Source organism: Streptomyces griseoruber (assembly GCF_001514205.1).
Classification (GTDB): domain Bacteria; phylum Actinomycetota; class Actinomycetes; order Streptomycetales; family Streptomycetaceae; genus Streptomyces; species Streptomyces griseoruber.
Genome location: NZ_KQ948778.1, coordinates 252,204 through 266,635 on the forward strand (window position 1 = coordinate 252,204; position 14,432 = coordinate 266,635).

Consider the following 14,432-nt stretch of genomic DNA (forward strand, 5'->3'; position numbering starts at 1 on the left):
GACCCGAACGTGACCCAGCGTGGCCTGATCGGGCCACGTCCCCTTCCCCCATCACGCTCCGTGCGGGACGCTCGCATGTGGCGGTTCTCTTACGAGGAGGCATCACGTGGTCGACGCGGATCAGACATTCGTCATCGTCGGAGGGGGCCTGGCCGGCGCGAAGGCGGCCGAGACGCTGCGGGCGGAGGGCTTCACCGGCCGCGTGATACTGATCTGCGACGAACGCGACCACCCCTACGAGCGGCCGCCGCTGTCCAAGGGCTTCCTGCTCGGCAAGGACAGCCGCGAGAGCGTCTTCGTGCACGAGCCCGCCTGGTACGCGCAGAACGACATCGAACTGCACCTCGGCCAGAGCGTCGACGCGATCGACCGCACGGCGAAGACGGTCCGCTTCGGCGACGACGGCACCCTCGTCCACTACGACAAGCTGCTGCTGGCCACCGGCGCCGAGCCGCGCCGCCTGGACATCCCCGGCACCGACCTCGCGGGCGTCCACCATCTGCGCCGGCTCGCGCACGCCGAGCGGCTCAAGGGCGTCCTGACCGCCCTCGGCCGTGACAACGGGCATCTGGTGGTCGCGGGCGCCGGCTGGATCGGCCTGGAGGTGGCGGCGGCGGCCCGCGAGTACGGAGCCGAGGTCACCGTCATCGAGCCGGCCCCGACCCCGCTGCACGGCGTCCTCGGCCCCGAGCTGGGCAATGTCTTCGCCGAGCTGCACCGCGAGCACGGCGTCCGCTTCCGCTTCGGCGTCAGACTGACCGAGATCGTCGGCCAGGACGGCATGGTCCTCGCCGTGCGCACCGACGACGGCGAGGAGCACCCGGCGCACGACGTCCTCGCCGCGATCGGCGCGGCCCCGCGCACCGCGCTCGCGGAGGCGGCCGGACTGACGCTGGCCGACCGCGCCCACGGCGGCGGCATCGCCGTGGACGCCCGGCTGCGCACCTCCGACCCGGACGTCCACGCCGCCGGGGACGTCGCCTCCTTCCCGCACGGCCTGTTCGACACCCGGCTGCGGGTCGAGCACTGGGCCAACGCCCTGCACGGCGGACCGGCGGCCGCCCGCGCGATGCTCGGCAAGGACGTCACCTACGACCGCGTGCCCTACTTCTTCACCGACCAGTACGACCTGGGCATGGAGTACAGCGGATGGGCGCCGCCGGGGTCGTACGACGAGGTCGTGATCCGCGGTGACGCGGGGAAGCGGGAGTTCATCGCGTTCTGGGTGAAGGAGGGCCGGGTCCTCGCCGGGATGAACGTGAACGTGTGGGACGTCACAGAGGCCGTTCAGAAGCTCATCGCCGCCGGAACCCCGGTGAACACGGAGGCGCTGGCGGACCCCCACACCCCCCTCGACGGTCTCCTTCCGTAGCTCTCCTCCCGTAGCTGTCCGTGCGCCCCCGTAGAATTCACGCGTGGCAGGACGGATCAACGACGAGGACGTGAAGGCGGTACGGGACGCGGTCCCGATCGACGCCGTCGTGTCCGAGTACCTCCAGCTGCGCAACGCGGGCGGCGGCAACCTCAAGGGACTGTGCCCGTTCCACGACGAGAAGTCGCCCTCCTTCCAGGTCAGCCCGAGCAAGGGGCTCTTCCACTGCTTCGGCTGCCAGGAGGGCGGCGACACCCTCACCTTCGTGATGAAGGTCGACCACCTGACCTTCTCCGAGGCCGTCGAGCGGCTCGCCGCCCAGGCCGGCATCACCCTGCGCTACGAGGAGGGCGGCTACAACCCCTCCCACCAGCGCGGCGAACGCATCCGCCTGGTCGAGGCCCACAAGATCGCCGCCGACTGGTACACCGAACAGCTCGCCACCAGCCCGGAGGCCGACGCCGGCCGCCAGTTCCTCGCCGAGCGCGGCTTCGACCAGGCCGCCGCCCAGCACTTCTCCGTCGGCTACAGCCCCCAGGGCTGGGACCACCTCACCCGCTTCCTGCGCGGCAAGGGCTTCACCGACAAGGAGCTGCTGCTCTCCGGCCTCTCCCAGGAGGGCCGCCGCGGCCCCATCGACCGCTTCCGCGGCCGTCTGATGTGGCCCATCCGCGACATCGGCGGCGAGGTCGTCGGCTTCGGCGCCAGAAAGCTCTACGAGGCGGACAACGGCCCCAAGTACCTCAACACGCCCGAGACGGCGATCTACAAGAAGTCCCAGGTGCTGTACGGCATCGACCTGGCGAAGAAGGACATCGCCAAGGCCAGCCGCGCGGTCGTCGTCGAGGGCTACACCGACGTCATGGCCTGCCACCTCGCCGGCGTCACCACCGCCATCGCCACCTGCGGCACGGCCTTCGGCGGCGAGCACATCAAGATCCTCCGCCGGCTGCTGATGGACAACGGCAGCGCCCGCGTGATCTTCACCTTCGACGGCGACGCCGCCGGCCAGAAGGCGGCCCTGCGCGCCTTCGAGGACGACCAGAAGTTCGCCGCCGAGACCTACATCGCCATCGCCCCCGACGGCATGGACCCCTGCGACCTCAGGCTGATCAAGGGCGACGAGGCGGTCGCCGACCTGGTCGAACCCCGCACCCCCCTCTTCGAGTTCGCCCTGCGCCAGATCGTCGTGCGGTACGACCTCGACACCCCCGGCGGCCGGGCCGCCGCCCTCGACGAGGCCGCGCCCATCGTCGCCCGCATCAAGAACAGCGGCGCCCAGCACGAGGTCGCCGTCCAGCTCGCCGGCATGCTCGGCATCCTCGACACCCAGTTCGTCGTCAAACGCGTCGCCCAGCTGGCCCGCTGGGCCCGCGACCGCGGCGGCAAGGGCCCCGCGCCGGCCGGCCGCGGCCCCCAGCAGCCCTACGAGGCCGCCCCCCGCCCCGCCGCCTCCGGCCCCGCCCTCACCCTGCGCAACCCCGTCTACGCCACCGAGCGCGAGCTGCTCAAACTCGCCCTCCAGCGCCCCGAGCTGGTCTCCCCGGCCTTCGACGCGTACGGCGTCGACGAGTTCACCGCCGCCCCCTACGCCGCCGTACGCCAGGCCGTCATGGACGCGGGCGGCGCCGAGTGGGGACTCCAGGACGCCCAGGAGTACCTGATCCGCGTCCGCGAGGCCGCCCCCGACGACACCGTCCGCGCCATGGTCACCGAACTCGCCGTCGAGCCGATCATGCGCCGCACGGTCGACGAGGTCTACGCCGGCACGGTCCTCGTCCAGGTCCGCCGCCGCGCCGTGGAACGCCGGGTCCGTGACGTCCAGTCCCAGCTGACCCGCCTCGGCGCCGGCGGCGACCAGGCCCAACTGGCCGCCGTACAGAACGAACTGTGGGTCCTTCAGCAGTACGACCAGGCGCTGCGGGAGCACGGCGCCGCGGCTCTCTGAACAGCTGGTTACGGGCCGGACTCAAAAAGTCACCGCACGCCCCTCGTGGCGGGGATGTGTCGTACTCCACACTGGGTCCGGTGCCTGAGTCCTCGGAGCGGCCTCCGCAGTACCGCTGCCGCTCACCTCAGCAGCGATCATCCTGGAGGTCGCCCCCGTGCAGACCCAGACCCAGACCCGGACGCAGAACAGCACTACGGACGACACGGAACCGGACGCCGAGACCGACGTGCTGGTCGCGGTCCCGCCGCAGAACCGTGCCGCGCACCACCCGGAGACGGAACCGCCGGAACCGCCCCCGGAAGCCCTGGAAGAGGCCCCCGAGCCCGCCGAGGCGCCCCCCGCCCGGGCGTCCGCCGACACCAGCGGGCCCTCCTCCGACCTGTTCCGCCAGTACCTGCGGGAGATCGGGCGCATCCCACTGCTCACCGCGGCCGAGGAGGTCGAACTCGCCCGCCGGGTCGAGGCCGGGCTGTTCGCCGAGGAGAAACTGAGCAACACCCCCGACCTGGACAGCGACCTCGCCCTCGACCTCGACCGGCTGGTCGTCATGGGCCGCATGGCCAAGCGCCGCCTCATCGAGGCCAACCTGCGGCTCGTCGTCTCCGTCGCCAAGCGGTACGTCGGACGCGGCCTGACCATGCTCGACCTCGTCCAGGAGGGCAACCTCGGGCTCATCCGCGCGGTGGAGAAGTTCGACTACGCCCGCGGCTACAAGTTCTCCACGTACGCCACCTGGTGGATCCGCCAGGCCATGTCCCGCGCCCTCGCCGACCAGGCCCGCACCATCCGCGTCCCGGTCCATGTCGTCGAGCTGATCAACCGGGTGGTGCGCGTACAGCGGCGGATGCTCCAGGAACGCGGCTACGAGCCGACCGCCGACGAGGTCGCCGGCCAGCTCGACCTCGCCCCCGAACGGGTCGGCGAGGTGCTGCGCCTGGCCCAGGAACCGGTCTCCCTGCACGCCCCGGTGGGCGAGGAGGACGACGTGGCCCTCGGCGACCTCATCGAGGACGGCGACGCCACCAGCCCGGTCGAGTCGGCGGCCTTCCTGCTGCTGCGCGAGCACCTGGAGGCGGTCCTCTCCACCCTCGGCGAACGCGAACGCAAGGTCGTCCAGCTCCGTTACGGCCTCGCCGACGGCCGCCCCCGCACCCTGGAGGAGATCGGCCGCATCTTCGGCGTGACGCGGGAGCGGATCCGCCAGATCGAGTCCAAGACCCTGAACAAGCTCCGCGACCACGCCTTCGCGGACCAGCTGAGGGGCTACCTGGACTGAGGGACCGCGGGACCGAGGGCCGCCCACCCGGAGGTGGGCGACCCCTGGACCCGGACCGGTCGTGGACTAGTCGAGCTCCGCCACCGCCTGCGCGAACTGCGCCTTGTACAGGCGGGCGTACGCCCCGCCCGCCTCCAGCAGTTCCGCATGGGCGCCCTGCTCCACGATCGACCCGTTCTCCATCACGAGGATCGTGTCCGCGTCCCGGATGGTCGACAGCCGGTGCGCGATGACGAACGACGTCCGCCCGTGCGCCAGCTTCGCCATCGCCTTCTGGATCAGCACCTCGGTACGGGTGTCGACCGAGGAGGTCGCCTCGTCCAGCACCAGGATCACCGGGTCGGACAGGAACGCCCGCGCGATGGTGATCAGCTGCTTCTCACCGGCGCTCACCCCGCTGCCCTCGTCGTCGATCACGGTGTCGTACCCCTCGGGCAGGGTCCGCACGAACCGGTCCGCGTGGGCCGCCCGCGCCGCCTCCTCGATCTCGCCCCGGGTGACCTCGCGCGAGGCGCCGTACGCGATGTTCTCCGCGATCGTGCCCCCGAACAGCCAGGTGTCCTGGAGCACCATGCCGATCCCGGCGCGCAGTTCGTCCCGCGACATCCGCGCGATGTCCACCCCGTCCAGGGTGATCCGGCCGCCGGAGACGTCGTAGAACCGCATCAGCAGGTTGACCAGGGTCGTCTTGCCGGCGCCCGTCGGGCCGACGATCGCGACCGTGTGGCCCGGTTCCACCGCCAGCGAGAGGTCCTCGATGAGCGGCTTCTCCGGGTCGTAGCGGAACGAGACGTGCTCCAGCGCGACCCGCCCGCGCAGCTCCTCCGGCTTGGCGCCCGCCGCCGGGTCGGCCTGCTGCTCCTCCGCGTCGAGCAGCTCGAAGATCCGCTCGGCGGAGGCCACACCCGACTGCACCAGGTTCGCCATCGACGCGACCTGCGTCAGCGGCATCGAGAACTGGCGGGAGTACTGGATGAAGGCCTGCACATCACCGATGGAGAGGGCACCCGACGCGACCCGCAGACCGCCGACCACCGCCACCAGCACATAGTTGAGGTTCGACACGAAGAACATCAGCGGCTGCATGATCCCGCTGTTGAACTGCGCCTTGAACCCGGCCTCGTACAACGCGTCGTTCTGCTCGGCGAACTGCTGCGCCGACTCCTCCTGGCGGCCGAACACCTTCACCAGCGTGTGGCCGGTGTACATCTCCTCGATGTGCGCGTTCAGCTTGCCGGTGGAGCGCCACTGCTGCACGAAGTGCGGCTGCGACCGCTTGCCGATCTTCGCGGCGACGACCGCCGACAGCGGCACGGTCACCAGCGCGACCAGCGCGAGCAGCCAGGAGACCCAGAACATCATCGCCAGCACGCCGATGATGGTCAGCAGCGAGTTGATGAGCTGGCCCATCGACTGCTGGAGGGTCTGCTGGATGTTGTCGATGTCGTTCGTGGCGCGGGAGAGCACCTCGCCGCGCTGACGCTTGTCGAAGTACGACAGCGGCAGCCGCGACAGCTTCGTCTGCACGTCCTCGCGCATCCGGAACATCGTGCGGTTGACGGCCCGGTTGACCAGGCGCGTCGCCCCCGCCATCAGCAGACCGGCGACCAGGAACACCCCGACCGCGAACAGCAGGACCTCACCGACCTGGTCGAAGTCGATGCCCTTGCCGGGCGTGAAGTCGGTGCTCCTGAGCATGTCGGCGACCTGACCCTCGCCGCGCTCGCGCATCGAGTCGAGCACCTGTTCCTTGCTCGCGCCGTCCGGCATCCGCCGGCCGATGATGCCCGAGAACACCAGGTCCGTCGCCTTGCCGAGGATCTTCGGGCCGACCACGTTCAGCCCGACGCTGACCACCACGCAGAGGAGCATCACGTAGAGCGTCAGCCGCTCCGGCTTGAACTGGGCGAGCAGCCGCCTGCCGGACACCTTGAAGTCCAGCGAGCGGCTGTCGGGACCGGTGCCGGCCATCATGCGCCCCATGGGCCCGGCCATCAGGCAGCCTCCGCTTCCGTCAGCTGGGAGAGCACGATCTCCCGGTAGGTCTCGTTGTCCGTCATCAGCTCACGGTGGGTGCCGGTGCCGACGACCCGGCCCTCGTCGAGGACGATGATCCGGTCGGCGTCCCGGATGGTCGCCACCCGCTGGGCGACGATCACCACCGTCGCCTCGGCCGTCTCCCGGCCGAGCGCGGCACGCAGGGCCGCGTCGGTGGCGTAGTCGAGCGCGGAGAAGGAGTCGTCGAAGAGATAGATCTCCGGCCGCTGCACGAGCGTCCGGGCGATCGCGAGCCGCTGCCGCTGACCGCCGGAGACATTGGTGCCGCCCTGGGCGACGGGGGAGTCCAGCCCGTTCTCCAGCTTGCTCACGAAGTCCTTGGCCTGGGCCACCTCCAGCGCGTGCCACAGCTCCTCGTCCGTGGCGTCCGGGTTGCCGTAGCGCAGATTGCTCGCGACGGTCCCGGCGAAGAGGTACGGCTTCTGCGGGACGAGCCCGACGGTCCGGGCGAGGAGGACCGGGTCGACGTCGGCCACCGGCACCCCGTCGACCAGCACCTCCCCGTCGGTCGCGTCGAACAGCCGGGGGACCAGACCGAGCAGCGTGGACTTGCCGCTGCCGGTGGAGCCGATGACGGCGGTGACCTCGCCGGGCCGCGCCACCAGGTCGATCGCCTTGAGGACGGGTTCCTCGGCACCCGGGTAGCGGAAGCCGGCCGCCCGGATCTCCAGATGCCCGTGCCGCCGCAGCTCGGTGACGGGCGCCACCGGCGGAACCACGGAGGACGAGGTCTGGAGCACCTCCTGGATGCGCTCGGCGCACACCTCCGCACGCGGCACCTGCATGAACATGAAGGTGGCCATCATCACGGACATGACGATCTGCATGAGGTAGGCGAGGAACGCGGTCAGATCACCGATCTGCATCTGGCCGCTGTCGATCCGGTGGGCGCCGAACCAGACCACCGCGATCGAGGACAGGTTCACCGTGGTCATGACCACCGGGAACATCAGCGCCAGCATGTTGCCGGTCTTCAGCGAGATGTCCGTGAGGTCCGTGTTGGCCTTACGGAACCGCTGCTGCTCGTACTCGTCGCGGACGAAGGCGCGGATCACCCGGTTGCCGGTGATCTGCTCGCGCAGCACCCGGTTCACGGTGTCCAGCCGCACCTGCATCGACCGGAACAGCGGCCGCAGCCGCCGCACGATCAGCGTCACACAGATGCCCAGCACGGGGACGACGGCGACCAGCACCCCGGACAGCGGGACGTCCAGGCCGAGCGCCATGACGATGCCGCCCACGCACATGATCGGCGCCGACGCCATCAGCGTGAACGCCATCAGGGCCAGCATCTGGATCTGCTGGACGTCGTTGGTGGTCCGGGTGATCAGCGAGGGGGCGCCGAACTGGCCGAGCTCCCGGGAGGAGAAGGACTGCACCCGGTTGAAGACGCCCGCCCGGACGTCCCGGCCGAGCGCGGAGGCGGTCCGGGCACCGTAGTAGACGGCACCGATGTTGCACACGACCTGCGCCAGCGAGATGCCGATCATCACGCCGCCGTAGGACAGGATGTAACCGGTGTCCCCCTCGACGACGCCGTTGTCGATGATGTGCGCGTTCAGTGTGGGCAGGTACAGGGTGGCGCAGGTCTGCAGGAACTGCAGCAGCACCAGCAGGGCGATGGGTTTCTTGTAGGGCCTGAGATAGGTCCGCAGAAGTCGTATGAGCACGCTACGTCTCTCGGAGTCGGCGGTAGGGGCATTGGTTGCCCCTGGCCCCTATCGTCGGACACTCCACCCGCGTTACCTCAACTGATTAAGCCGAGGGCTGCGTGATATACGCCTTCCGCGTACGGAGGCGGGCAGGAGGGCGGGTGGGCGGGCCGGTGGGCGGGCCGGTGGGCGGGCCGCTTGGCGGGCCGCTTGGCGGGCCGCTTGGCAGGCCGGTGGGCGGCGCGCCCGGCCCTGGGGCCTGCCGTCTGGATCAGGTCGCAGGAGGCGCCGCTGGGGCCCCATCTGGGGGAGTGCGTACCAGCCCCCGCGTCTGCGGCATGATCCAAACGACAGGCCCTGGCTAGGCCCGGAACGCCCCGGGGTGCGTCTGTTCGCGCACCGACACGTACTGCTGGCGCACCGCCTGCCCCACCGCCAGATCCTCGCCCGGATCCAGGACGACCGCCGCCGCGCCCTGCCACACCGGCGGGGTCCGCGGATCGAGGGTGCCCTGCTTCGCCCCGAGCGCCCAGGCCGCCTGCCGGGCCGCGCCGATCGCCGCGTAGTCGGCCGGCTGCGGTACGACGACCTGCGCGCCGAAGAGCGCCGGCGCCGCCGCCTGCACGGCCGGCAGCTCGGCCGCCGCGCCCAGCAGGAAGATCCGCTGCACACTCACGCCCCGCCCGCGCAGCACGTCGAGCGCGTCCGCGAGCCCGCACAGCATGCCCTCGAACGCGGCCCGCGCGAAGTGCTCGGGCTTCATGGACTCCCGGCGCAGCCCCGCCAGCGTCCCGGCGGTGTGCGGCAGGTTCGGCGTCCGCTCGCCCTCCAGATAGGGCAGCATCACCAGCCCGTGCGAGCCCGGCGTCGACTTCATCGCCAGCTCGGACAGCCCCTCCAGATCGGGCGCGCCGAGCAGTTCGGCGGTGCCGCGCAGGGTCCGTACGGCGTTCAGGGTGGTCACCACCGGCAGATGCATGCCCGTCGCGTCCGCGAGGGAGGTGATCATCCCGGACTGGTCGACCAGCGCCTCGGGATGCACGGCCATGACGGACCCGGAGGCGCCCAGGGACACCACCACATCCCCCATGCCAAGACCGAGCCCCAGCGCCGCCGCCATGGTCTCGCCGGTCCCGGCGGAGATCAGCAGCCCCTCCGGTGTCGTACCGGCCGCGTCGGACGGCCCGATCACCTCGGGCAGCATGGCCTGGTGACCGAGCGCCAGCTCGACCAGATCCGGCCGGTATCCGCCCATCGCGGCGGACCAGTACCCGGTCCCGGAGGCCCCGCCCCGGTCCGTGGTCCTTCTCACCGGCCGGCCCAGCAGCTGCCACACCAGCCAGTCATGGGCCTGCATCAGCACGGCGGTGCGCAGCGCGGCCTCGGGCTCGGTCTTGGCCAGCCACCTCAGCTTGGTCACCGGCTGGGCGGCCTGCGGTACGCACCCCACGGCCTGCGCCCAGGCCTCGCGTCCCCCGAGCGCGTCGATCAGATCGGCCGCCGCGACCTGGGCGCGCTTGTCGCCGCCGACCATCGCCGGCCGCACGGTGTTGCCCTGCGCGTCCAGCGGGACCAGCGCGTTCTGCTGCGAGGACACGCCGATGGCCTGCACGCCCTCGAGCAGCCCACCGCCGGCCGCTTCCCCGAGGGAGAGCAGCCAGGCCTGGGGATCGACGTCGCTGAGCCGACCCCCGCTGTCCGGACTCTCCACCGGGTGCGGCGCATATCCCTGCCTGAGCACGGCTCCGGTGTCCGCGTCGCAGACGACGATACGAGTGAAATCGGGCGAACTGTCCAGCCCGGCGACTATCCCCATACCGAAAATTCTGCCGCACGCTCCGCCGAGGTTGAGCCGCGTAGACCGCGGGGGCGCGTGTGGAGTGTCCGGGTGGGGCCGCGTCGTGGCTGGTCGCGCAGTTCCCCGCGCCCCTCAGGTGTGATTGAGCACCCGGCGCGATTACGTGTTGCTCGTACCCCAGTCGTCCTCGGCGCCGTTGTGGGCACTGCGTTCGCGCAGCGAGCGGACCCGGCCGGCGACCGACTCCGGCATACGGTCGCCGACCTTGGCGCTGACCACGTGGTACGCCTTGCCCGCGTACTGGCGGCCCTGCTGGGCGGCCGTCTCGGCGGTGTTGCGGACGGCCGGGTTCTGCGCGACCTGCCGCGCGGACTTCTTCAGCTGCTCGTAGCGCTCACGTCCGGCACGCGTGCCCAGCACGTAACCGACCGCGAGCCCGACGACGAACGTCAGCTTGTAGCGCATGGCGGACACCCTCTCCTTGCGTAGGTCCCTGGTGCGGCGTCGGTGCCGGGGGGAACCGATTGGCGGAGCACCCCCCTGCTTGCGCTAATGTATGTGTCGCAGCGAGCACCCGCCCCCTGGCGAATACCCAGGTGGGTACGTTCGATGCAACGAGGCATTCCTCCGTAGCTCAATTGGCAGAGCAGTCGGCTGTTAACCGGCAGGTTACTGGTTCGAGTCCAGTCGGGGGAGCTCGGTCCTCCGTAGCTCAATTGGCAGAGCAGCCGGCTGTTAACCGGCAGGTTACTGGTTCGAGTCCAGTCGGGGGAGCATCGTGAACGAGGACCCCGGTGGGGTCCTTTTTCATGTCGGTTCCCCTCGGCCCCACGCCGACGGGAACCGCGCAGGCCGCAGCGTGGTCTCCATGGTCATGGAAGATCGACCAGCCGAAGCGTGAGATCGTATGAGCGGCTATGCTGCGGCACACGGCGCGTACACATGTACGCGACACGCCGCTATGGGGCGGTAGCTCAGCCGGTTAGAGCAGCGGACTCATAATCCGTCGGCCGTGGGTTCGAGTCCCACCCGCCCCACTGTGTAGGGCTTTGACCTGCGGAAACGTCTCATCTGGGGTGCGGATGCAGGACTTTGGGCTGCGGGGTTGAATCCGCTGCTCGTGAGTTCAACTCTGTGGCCGTCAGTGGGCGTTGGGATCACTCTGACCTGCGCAGACGTATCAGCCCACGGCTGGAGGACGGTGTCGTGGGTGGGGTGTGCGAGCGTCTGGACGTCGGATTCTGGACGCTGGCTGGACGCGAGGATCCGGTAGTGGTGTCGCCCGGTGACCCCTGGGTGCCGGGAGACGGCCCAGGCCACAGCGGACTGATCGCCAGGCGGCCGGGTCGGTCGGAAGCTCGGTGGCCGTCGGCACCGCGCGAGCTTTACTGCCTGAGGTCGATCGTGCGGACCGGCTGCCCTGTCGTGCGGGCGATGGTTTCGAAGTCGCGGTCGTAGTGGAGCAGAGTGAGTCCCGCCTCTTCCGCGGCTGCGGCCACCAGGAGGTCCACGGGGCCCGCGCTGCGGTGTTCTCCCTTGGTGGTCAACTGTTCCTGGATGACGCGGGAGCGGCGGTAGACACCGTCGGGCATGGGGCACCAGGCGTAGTGGGCGTCGAGTGCCGACTTCAAGCGGGCGCGGTCCGTGGCCGAACGGGCCGAGTAGAGGACTTCCAGTTCGGTGAGGTCGCAGATCGCGACGAGGCCGGCGGCGATCCTGTCGTCCCATTCGGCCGTGTTCTGGCGGAGCAGGACGCGGGCAAGGGCGGAGGTGTCGATGAGGTAGTCGGCGACTGTCACTCGTGTGCTCCGGTGTCGCGGTCATCGTCCGCCACGCCCGCGCTCGTGGGGCGGTATGCGCTCTTGTCCAGCAGTAGGTCGATGTCCAGAGCGCCTTCGGCCACCAGTTCGCGGGCCTCGTCGAGTGCTCGCAAACGCCGGTAGCGGGCCGTGACTTCCCGCAGCGCGGTGTTGATGGTGTCGCGTTTGGTAGAGGTGCCGAGCTCTCTGGCAGCTGCTTCCAGTGCCTCGTCGTCGAGATCGATGACCGTCCGACTCATGGTGGCCTCCTCCGCTTGAGTGCATCAGGCGAAGTGTATCAGGATTCAAGATCTTTTATATATCCCAGGGGCGGGGCCGCAACCGTTCGTGTGGGCCAGGGACTGGCCGATCGGCGGGGAGTGGACACGGGACAGGCCCTGGCGGACTTCGAAGGTCTCGTGCAGTGCCCGCGCGGCGAGCAGCCCCGCGAGCGAGGCCCCGATCACCACAGCGCGCCCATGACCCGATGTCCGCATGTGCATTGCCCTTCTTTCCGTTTTTCTGAGTCGCCTACGTCGTCGGCGACAGCCAAGGTGAAGCGCGACCCGGGGGAGAGGGAGGGGTGCGCGATTCCTCCATGCCCAGGACGGCGTGACCGCGGCGACTGTCCTATGAGGGGGGTGATTTCAGGTGAGAAGGCTCGCCGTGCGTGTGATGAACGCGTCGAAGGCCCGGTCCGGCAGCATCCTGCGCACGAGGAGGATCGGCCGTGCGCCGAAGCCGGCGGTGTACCGGGTGCGGGGGCGACGGGCGGTGGCGGCTCGGGTCACGGCACGGTGGGAAGCCCTTCCTGGCGGGCGGCCGGGATGTCAGGAACCGGCGCGACGGAAACCCGCGCGCGTCGCGGTGAAGGCGAGGGCGAACAGCCGTGTCCACGTGGGGCGGATGGCGTACCGGGCGAGGCGTGTCGACAGGTCGAGCCAGCCCCGCTTGCTCGTCATGATCAAGTGGCCCGGCGAGGTGAAGCCGCTGACCACGATCGACTTCTCGGCGTTCTCGTAGCCCAGGAGGTTGCCGAAGTTGCCGCGGCCGGAGACGAACTCGCGGCCCTCCTCGTTCCCGCCCCAGATGAGGTAGGGGTTCGTCCACACCACCGGCGGCATCGTGTTGACGCCGATGGCGCCGTAGCGAAGTTCTGTGACCGCGCGATCGACGGTGGCCGCGTGGGCCTTCCTGGTGTCCTCGTCGATGAGGATTGTCGCGGCCAGGGTGCCGAGGAGCTTGTCGTTGGCGAACTCCGCCGCGGCGGGAAGGAACGTCCCGGCATCGGGCGCGACGTCGAGCGCGACCTCGCTCATGACCTGGCAGAACGCCTCGTTCTCCAGGGCGAAGCCTTCGGTGCCGACGTCCTCGATCACCATGACCTGCGAAGCTGGGCGGCCGTCCACGGGCTGGATCAGCCGCCCGCCGGGATAAGCGTCGCGGAAGTCCGCGAAGGTCTTGTCGACCCCGGGGTAGCTGGTGCTGGAGCCGGGTGTGAGGTCCCGCAGGGCTTCGGTGATCGCATCCAGGAGCTGCCGCCGTTGTGGCCAGTGCCTGCTGGTCACAACGGTCTGCGTGCGGCCGCAGATCGAGCCGCCGCTGATGGTGACGATGGTGGCGATCTGGAGCGCCTGATGGCGGATCTCCCGGTCGGTCCACGGACGGTCACCGGGAACGACGATGCACGGGTTGTTGCCACCGCACTCGGAGACCAGCTCGGTGTCGGTGGCCTCCATGATCGCCTTGGCGGAGCCGGTCCCGCCGGTGAAGTAAATCTTGGAGAGGCGGGGGTCGCGGGTCAGGACAGGCCCTTCGTCGGCAGGGCAGAAGGCGGCGGCGTGGACGTCGATGAGCGGTTGCAGGACTTTCTCCCACACCCGGTCGGCGTCCTCGTTGAGGGGGTGGGGCTTGTGGACGACCACATAGCCGTCGACGAAGAGGGCCCGGATCACCTCGAACGACGACGCGACGTTTCCCGCCCCGAGCACGGCCACGATGCCGCCGGGCTTCGCGTAGGGGTCCACCCTGCGCGGCTCGCCGACGACCCGCAGTACGTCGGTCCGGTCGCCATTGAGGAGGCGGTCCTTCCCGCGCGGGGAGACCCGGACGTCGAAGCGGCCGTCCCCGGCAGGCGTGACCGCGAGCGGCTGGAGCGGGCGGCCGCGGACCAGGCCCTCGTACAGGTCGATGGCGGCCGCGACGTTCACGGGCACCGGTACCAGGACGCGCTGCACGCTCGTGCCGACCTGGTGGGCGTCGGCCGGGTTCGCGGGGTCGATGCCCTTCGCACGGCAGTCCGCCGCCACCAGCTCGTCGAAGTGCCGGTCGATATTCGCCTGGACCAGGCGGAGCAGCCTCAGCCGCTCTGCCGCCGGCGTGGCCCGCCAGCGGGCCGGGTCGACCCAGTCGACAGCCTCCGTGGCCTTCATGGCGTGCCCCTTCCCTCGGTCGTCGATGGCATGACCCGCTCGCCCCTCAATAGTGGACCGGCGGTACATTGAAGTTAATGTACCGCCGGTCCAC

Annotated in this window: 11 protein-coding genes and 3 tRNA genes; 6 read left to right on the plus strand and 8 right to left on the minus strand. The window is 70.2% G+C overall.

What is annotated here, in order from left to right:
- The first annotated feature begins 106 nt into the window (after positions 1-106).
- From AQJ64_RS34025 to AQJ64_RS34035, 3 genes are all read left to right on the plus strand, one after another.
- Complete coding sequence (locus AQJ64_RS34025; RefSeq protein WP_055638651.1) at positions 107-1,372, plus strand: NAD(P)/FAD-dependent oxidoreductase; 1,266 nt, start codon at positions 107-109, stop codon at positions 1,370-1,372.
- 43 nt (positions 1,373-1,415) lie between these two features.
- Positions 1,416-3,320: a DNA primase gene (gene dnaG / locus AQJ64_RS34030; protein WP_059203262.1), complete on the plus strand. Its 1,905-nt coding sequence runs from the start codon at positions 1,416-1,418 to the stop codon at positions 3,318-3,320.
- A gap of 115 nt (positions 3,321-3,435) precedes the next feature.
- Complete coding sequence (locus tag AQJ64_RS34035) at positions 3,436-4,599, plus strand: RNA polymerase sigma factor (RefSeq protein WP_055637936.1); 1,164 nt, start codon at positions 3,436-3,438, stop codon at positions 4,597-4,599.
- A gap of 66 nt (positions 4,600-4,665) precedes the next feature.
- Here AQJ64_RS34035 and AQJ64_RS34040 read toward each other — a convergent pair whose 3' ends face one another.
- The 4 genes from AQJ64_RS34040 to AQJ64_RS34055 form a co-directional block, all read right to left on the minus strand.
- Entirely contained in the window at positions 4,666-6,594 is a 1,929-nt protein-coding gene (locus AQJ64_RS34040) for an ABC transporter ATP-binding protein (RefSeq protein WP_055637937.1), read from the minus strand.
- A complete protein-coding gene (locus AQJ64_RS34045) occupies positions 6,594-8,327 on the minus strand; it encodes an ABC transporter ATP-binding protein (protein ID WP_055637938.1) in 1,734 nt (577 codons plus the stop codon). The genes AQJ64_RS34040 and AQJ64_RS34045 overlap by 1 nt, the downstream gene beginning before the upstream one ends.
- A gap of 343 nt (positions 8,328-8,670) precedes the next feature.
- Positions 8,671-10,125 (minus strand): FGGY family carbohydrate kinase, encoded by a 1,455-nt coding sequence (locus AQJ64_RS34050; protein WP_055636451.1) that lies wholly within the window; start codon positions 10,123-10,125, stop codon positions 8,671-8,673.
- Between the two features lie 141 nt (positions 10,126-10,266).
- Positions 10,267-10,572: a hypothetical protein gene (locus tag AQJ64_RS34055; RefSeq protein ID WP_055636452.1), complete on the minus strand. Its 306-nt coding sequence runs from the start codon at positions 10,570-10,572 to the stop codon at positions 10,267-10,269.
- Positions 10,573-10,730: 158 nt separating this feature from the next.
- Between AQJ64_RS34055 and AQJ64_RS34060 the strand changes: the two genes are divergently transcribed.
- The 3 genes from AQJ64_RS34060 (at position 10,731) to AQJ64_RS34070 (ending at position 11,144) form a co-directional block, all read left to right on the plus strand.
- Positions 10,731-10,803: transfer RNA gene (locus AQJ64_RS34060), tRNA-Asn, on the plus strand.
- Between the two features lie 5 nt (positions 10,804-10,808).
- A tRNA-Asn gene (locus tag AQJ64_RS34065) sits at positions 10,809-10,881 on the plus strand.
- A gap of 189 nt (positions 10,882-11,070) precedes the next feature.
- Positions 11,071-11,144 (plus strand) — tRNA-Ile (locus AQJ64_RS34070).
- A 348-nt stretch (positions 11,145-11,492) separates the two neighbouring features.
- Here the strand turns inward: AQJ64_RS34070 and AQJ64_RS34075 are convergent.
- From AQJ64_RS34075 to AQJ64_RS34085, 4 genes are all read right to left on the minus strand, one after another.
- Positions 11,493-11,906: a PIN domain nuclease gene (locus AQJ64_RS34075; RefSeq protein ID WP_055636453.1), complete on the minus strand. Its 414-nt coding sequence runs from the start codon at positions 11,904-11,906 to the stop codon at positions 11,493-11,495.
- Positions 11,903-12,166 (minus strand): type II toxin-antitoxin system VapB family antitoxin, encoded by a 264-nt coding sequence (locus tag AQJ64_RS34080; protein ID WP_055636454.1) that lies wholly within the window; start codon positions 12,164-12,166, stop codon positions 11,903-11,905. Before AQJ64_RS34080 ends, AQJ64_RS34075 begins: the two co-directional genes overlap by 4 nt.
- A gap of 387 nt (positions 12,167-12,553) precedes the next feature.
- Entirely contained in the window at positions 12,554-12,697 is a 144-nt protein-coding gene (locus tag AQJ64_RS48485; RefSeq protein ID WP_206189807.1) for a hypothetical protein, read from the minus strand.
- A 39-nt stretch (positions 12,698-12,736) separates the two neighbouring features.
- Positions 12,737-14,338, minus strand: coding sequence for an aldehyde dehydrogenase family protein (locus tag AQJ64_RS34085; RefSeq protein ID WP_055636455.1), 1,602 nt, complete (start codon positions 14,336-14,338; stop codon positions 12,737-12,739).
- Between the last annotated feature and the right edge of the window lie 94 nt (positions 14,339-14,432).

Excerpts from the sequence above, each read along its gene's own strand:
- AQJ64_RS34040 (WP_055637937.1), bottom strand. The coding sequence starts at position 6,594 with ATGGCCGGGCCCATGGGGCGCATGATGGCCGGCACCGGTCCCGACAGC.
- AQJ64_RS34050 (WP_055636451.1), bottom strand. The coding sequence starts at position 10,125 with ATGGGGATAGTCGCCGGGCTGGACAGTTCGCCCGATTTCACTCGTATC.
- AQJ64_RS34055 (WP_055636452.1), bottom strand. The coding sequence starts at position 10,572 with ATGCGCTACAAGCTGACGTTCGTCGTCGGGCTCGCGGTCGGTTACGTG.
- AQJ64_RS34080 (WP_055636454.1), bottom strand. The coding sequence starts at position 12,166 with ATGAGTCGGACGGTCATCGATCTCGACGACGAGGCACTGGAAGCAGCT.
- AQJ64_RS34085 (WP_055636455.1), bottom strand. The coding sequence starts at position 14,338 with ATGAAGGCCACGGAGGCTGTCGACTGGGTCGACCCGGCCCGCTGGCGG.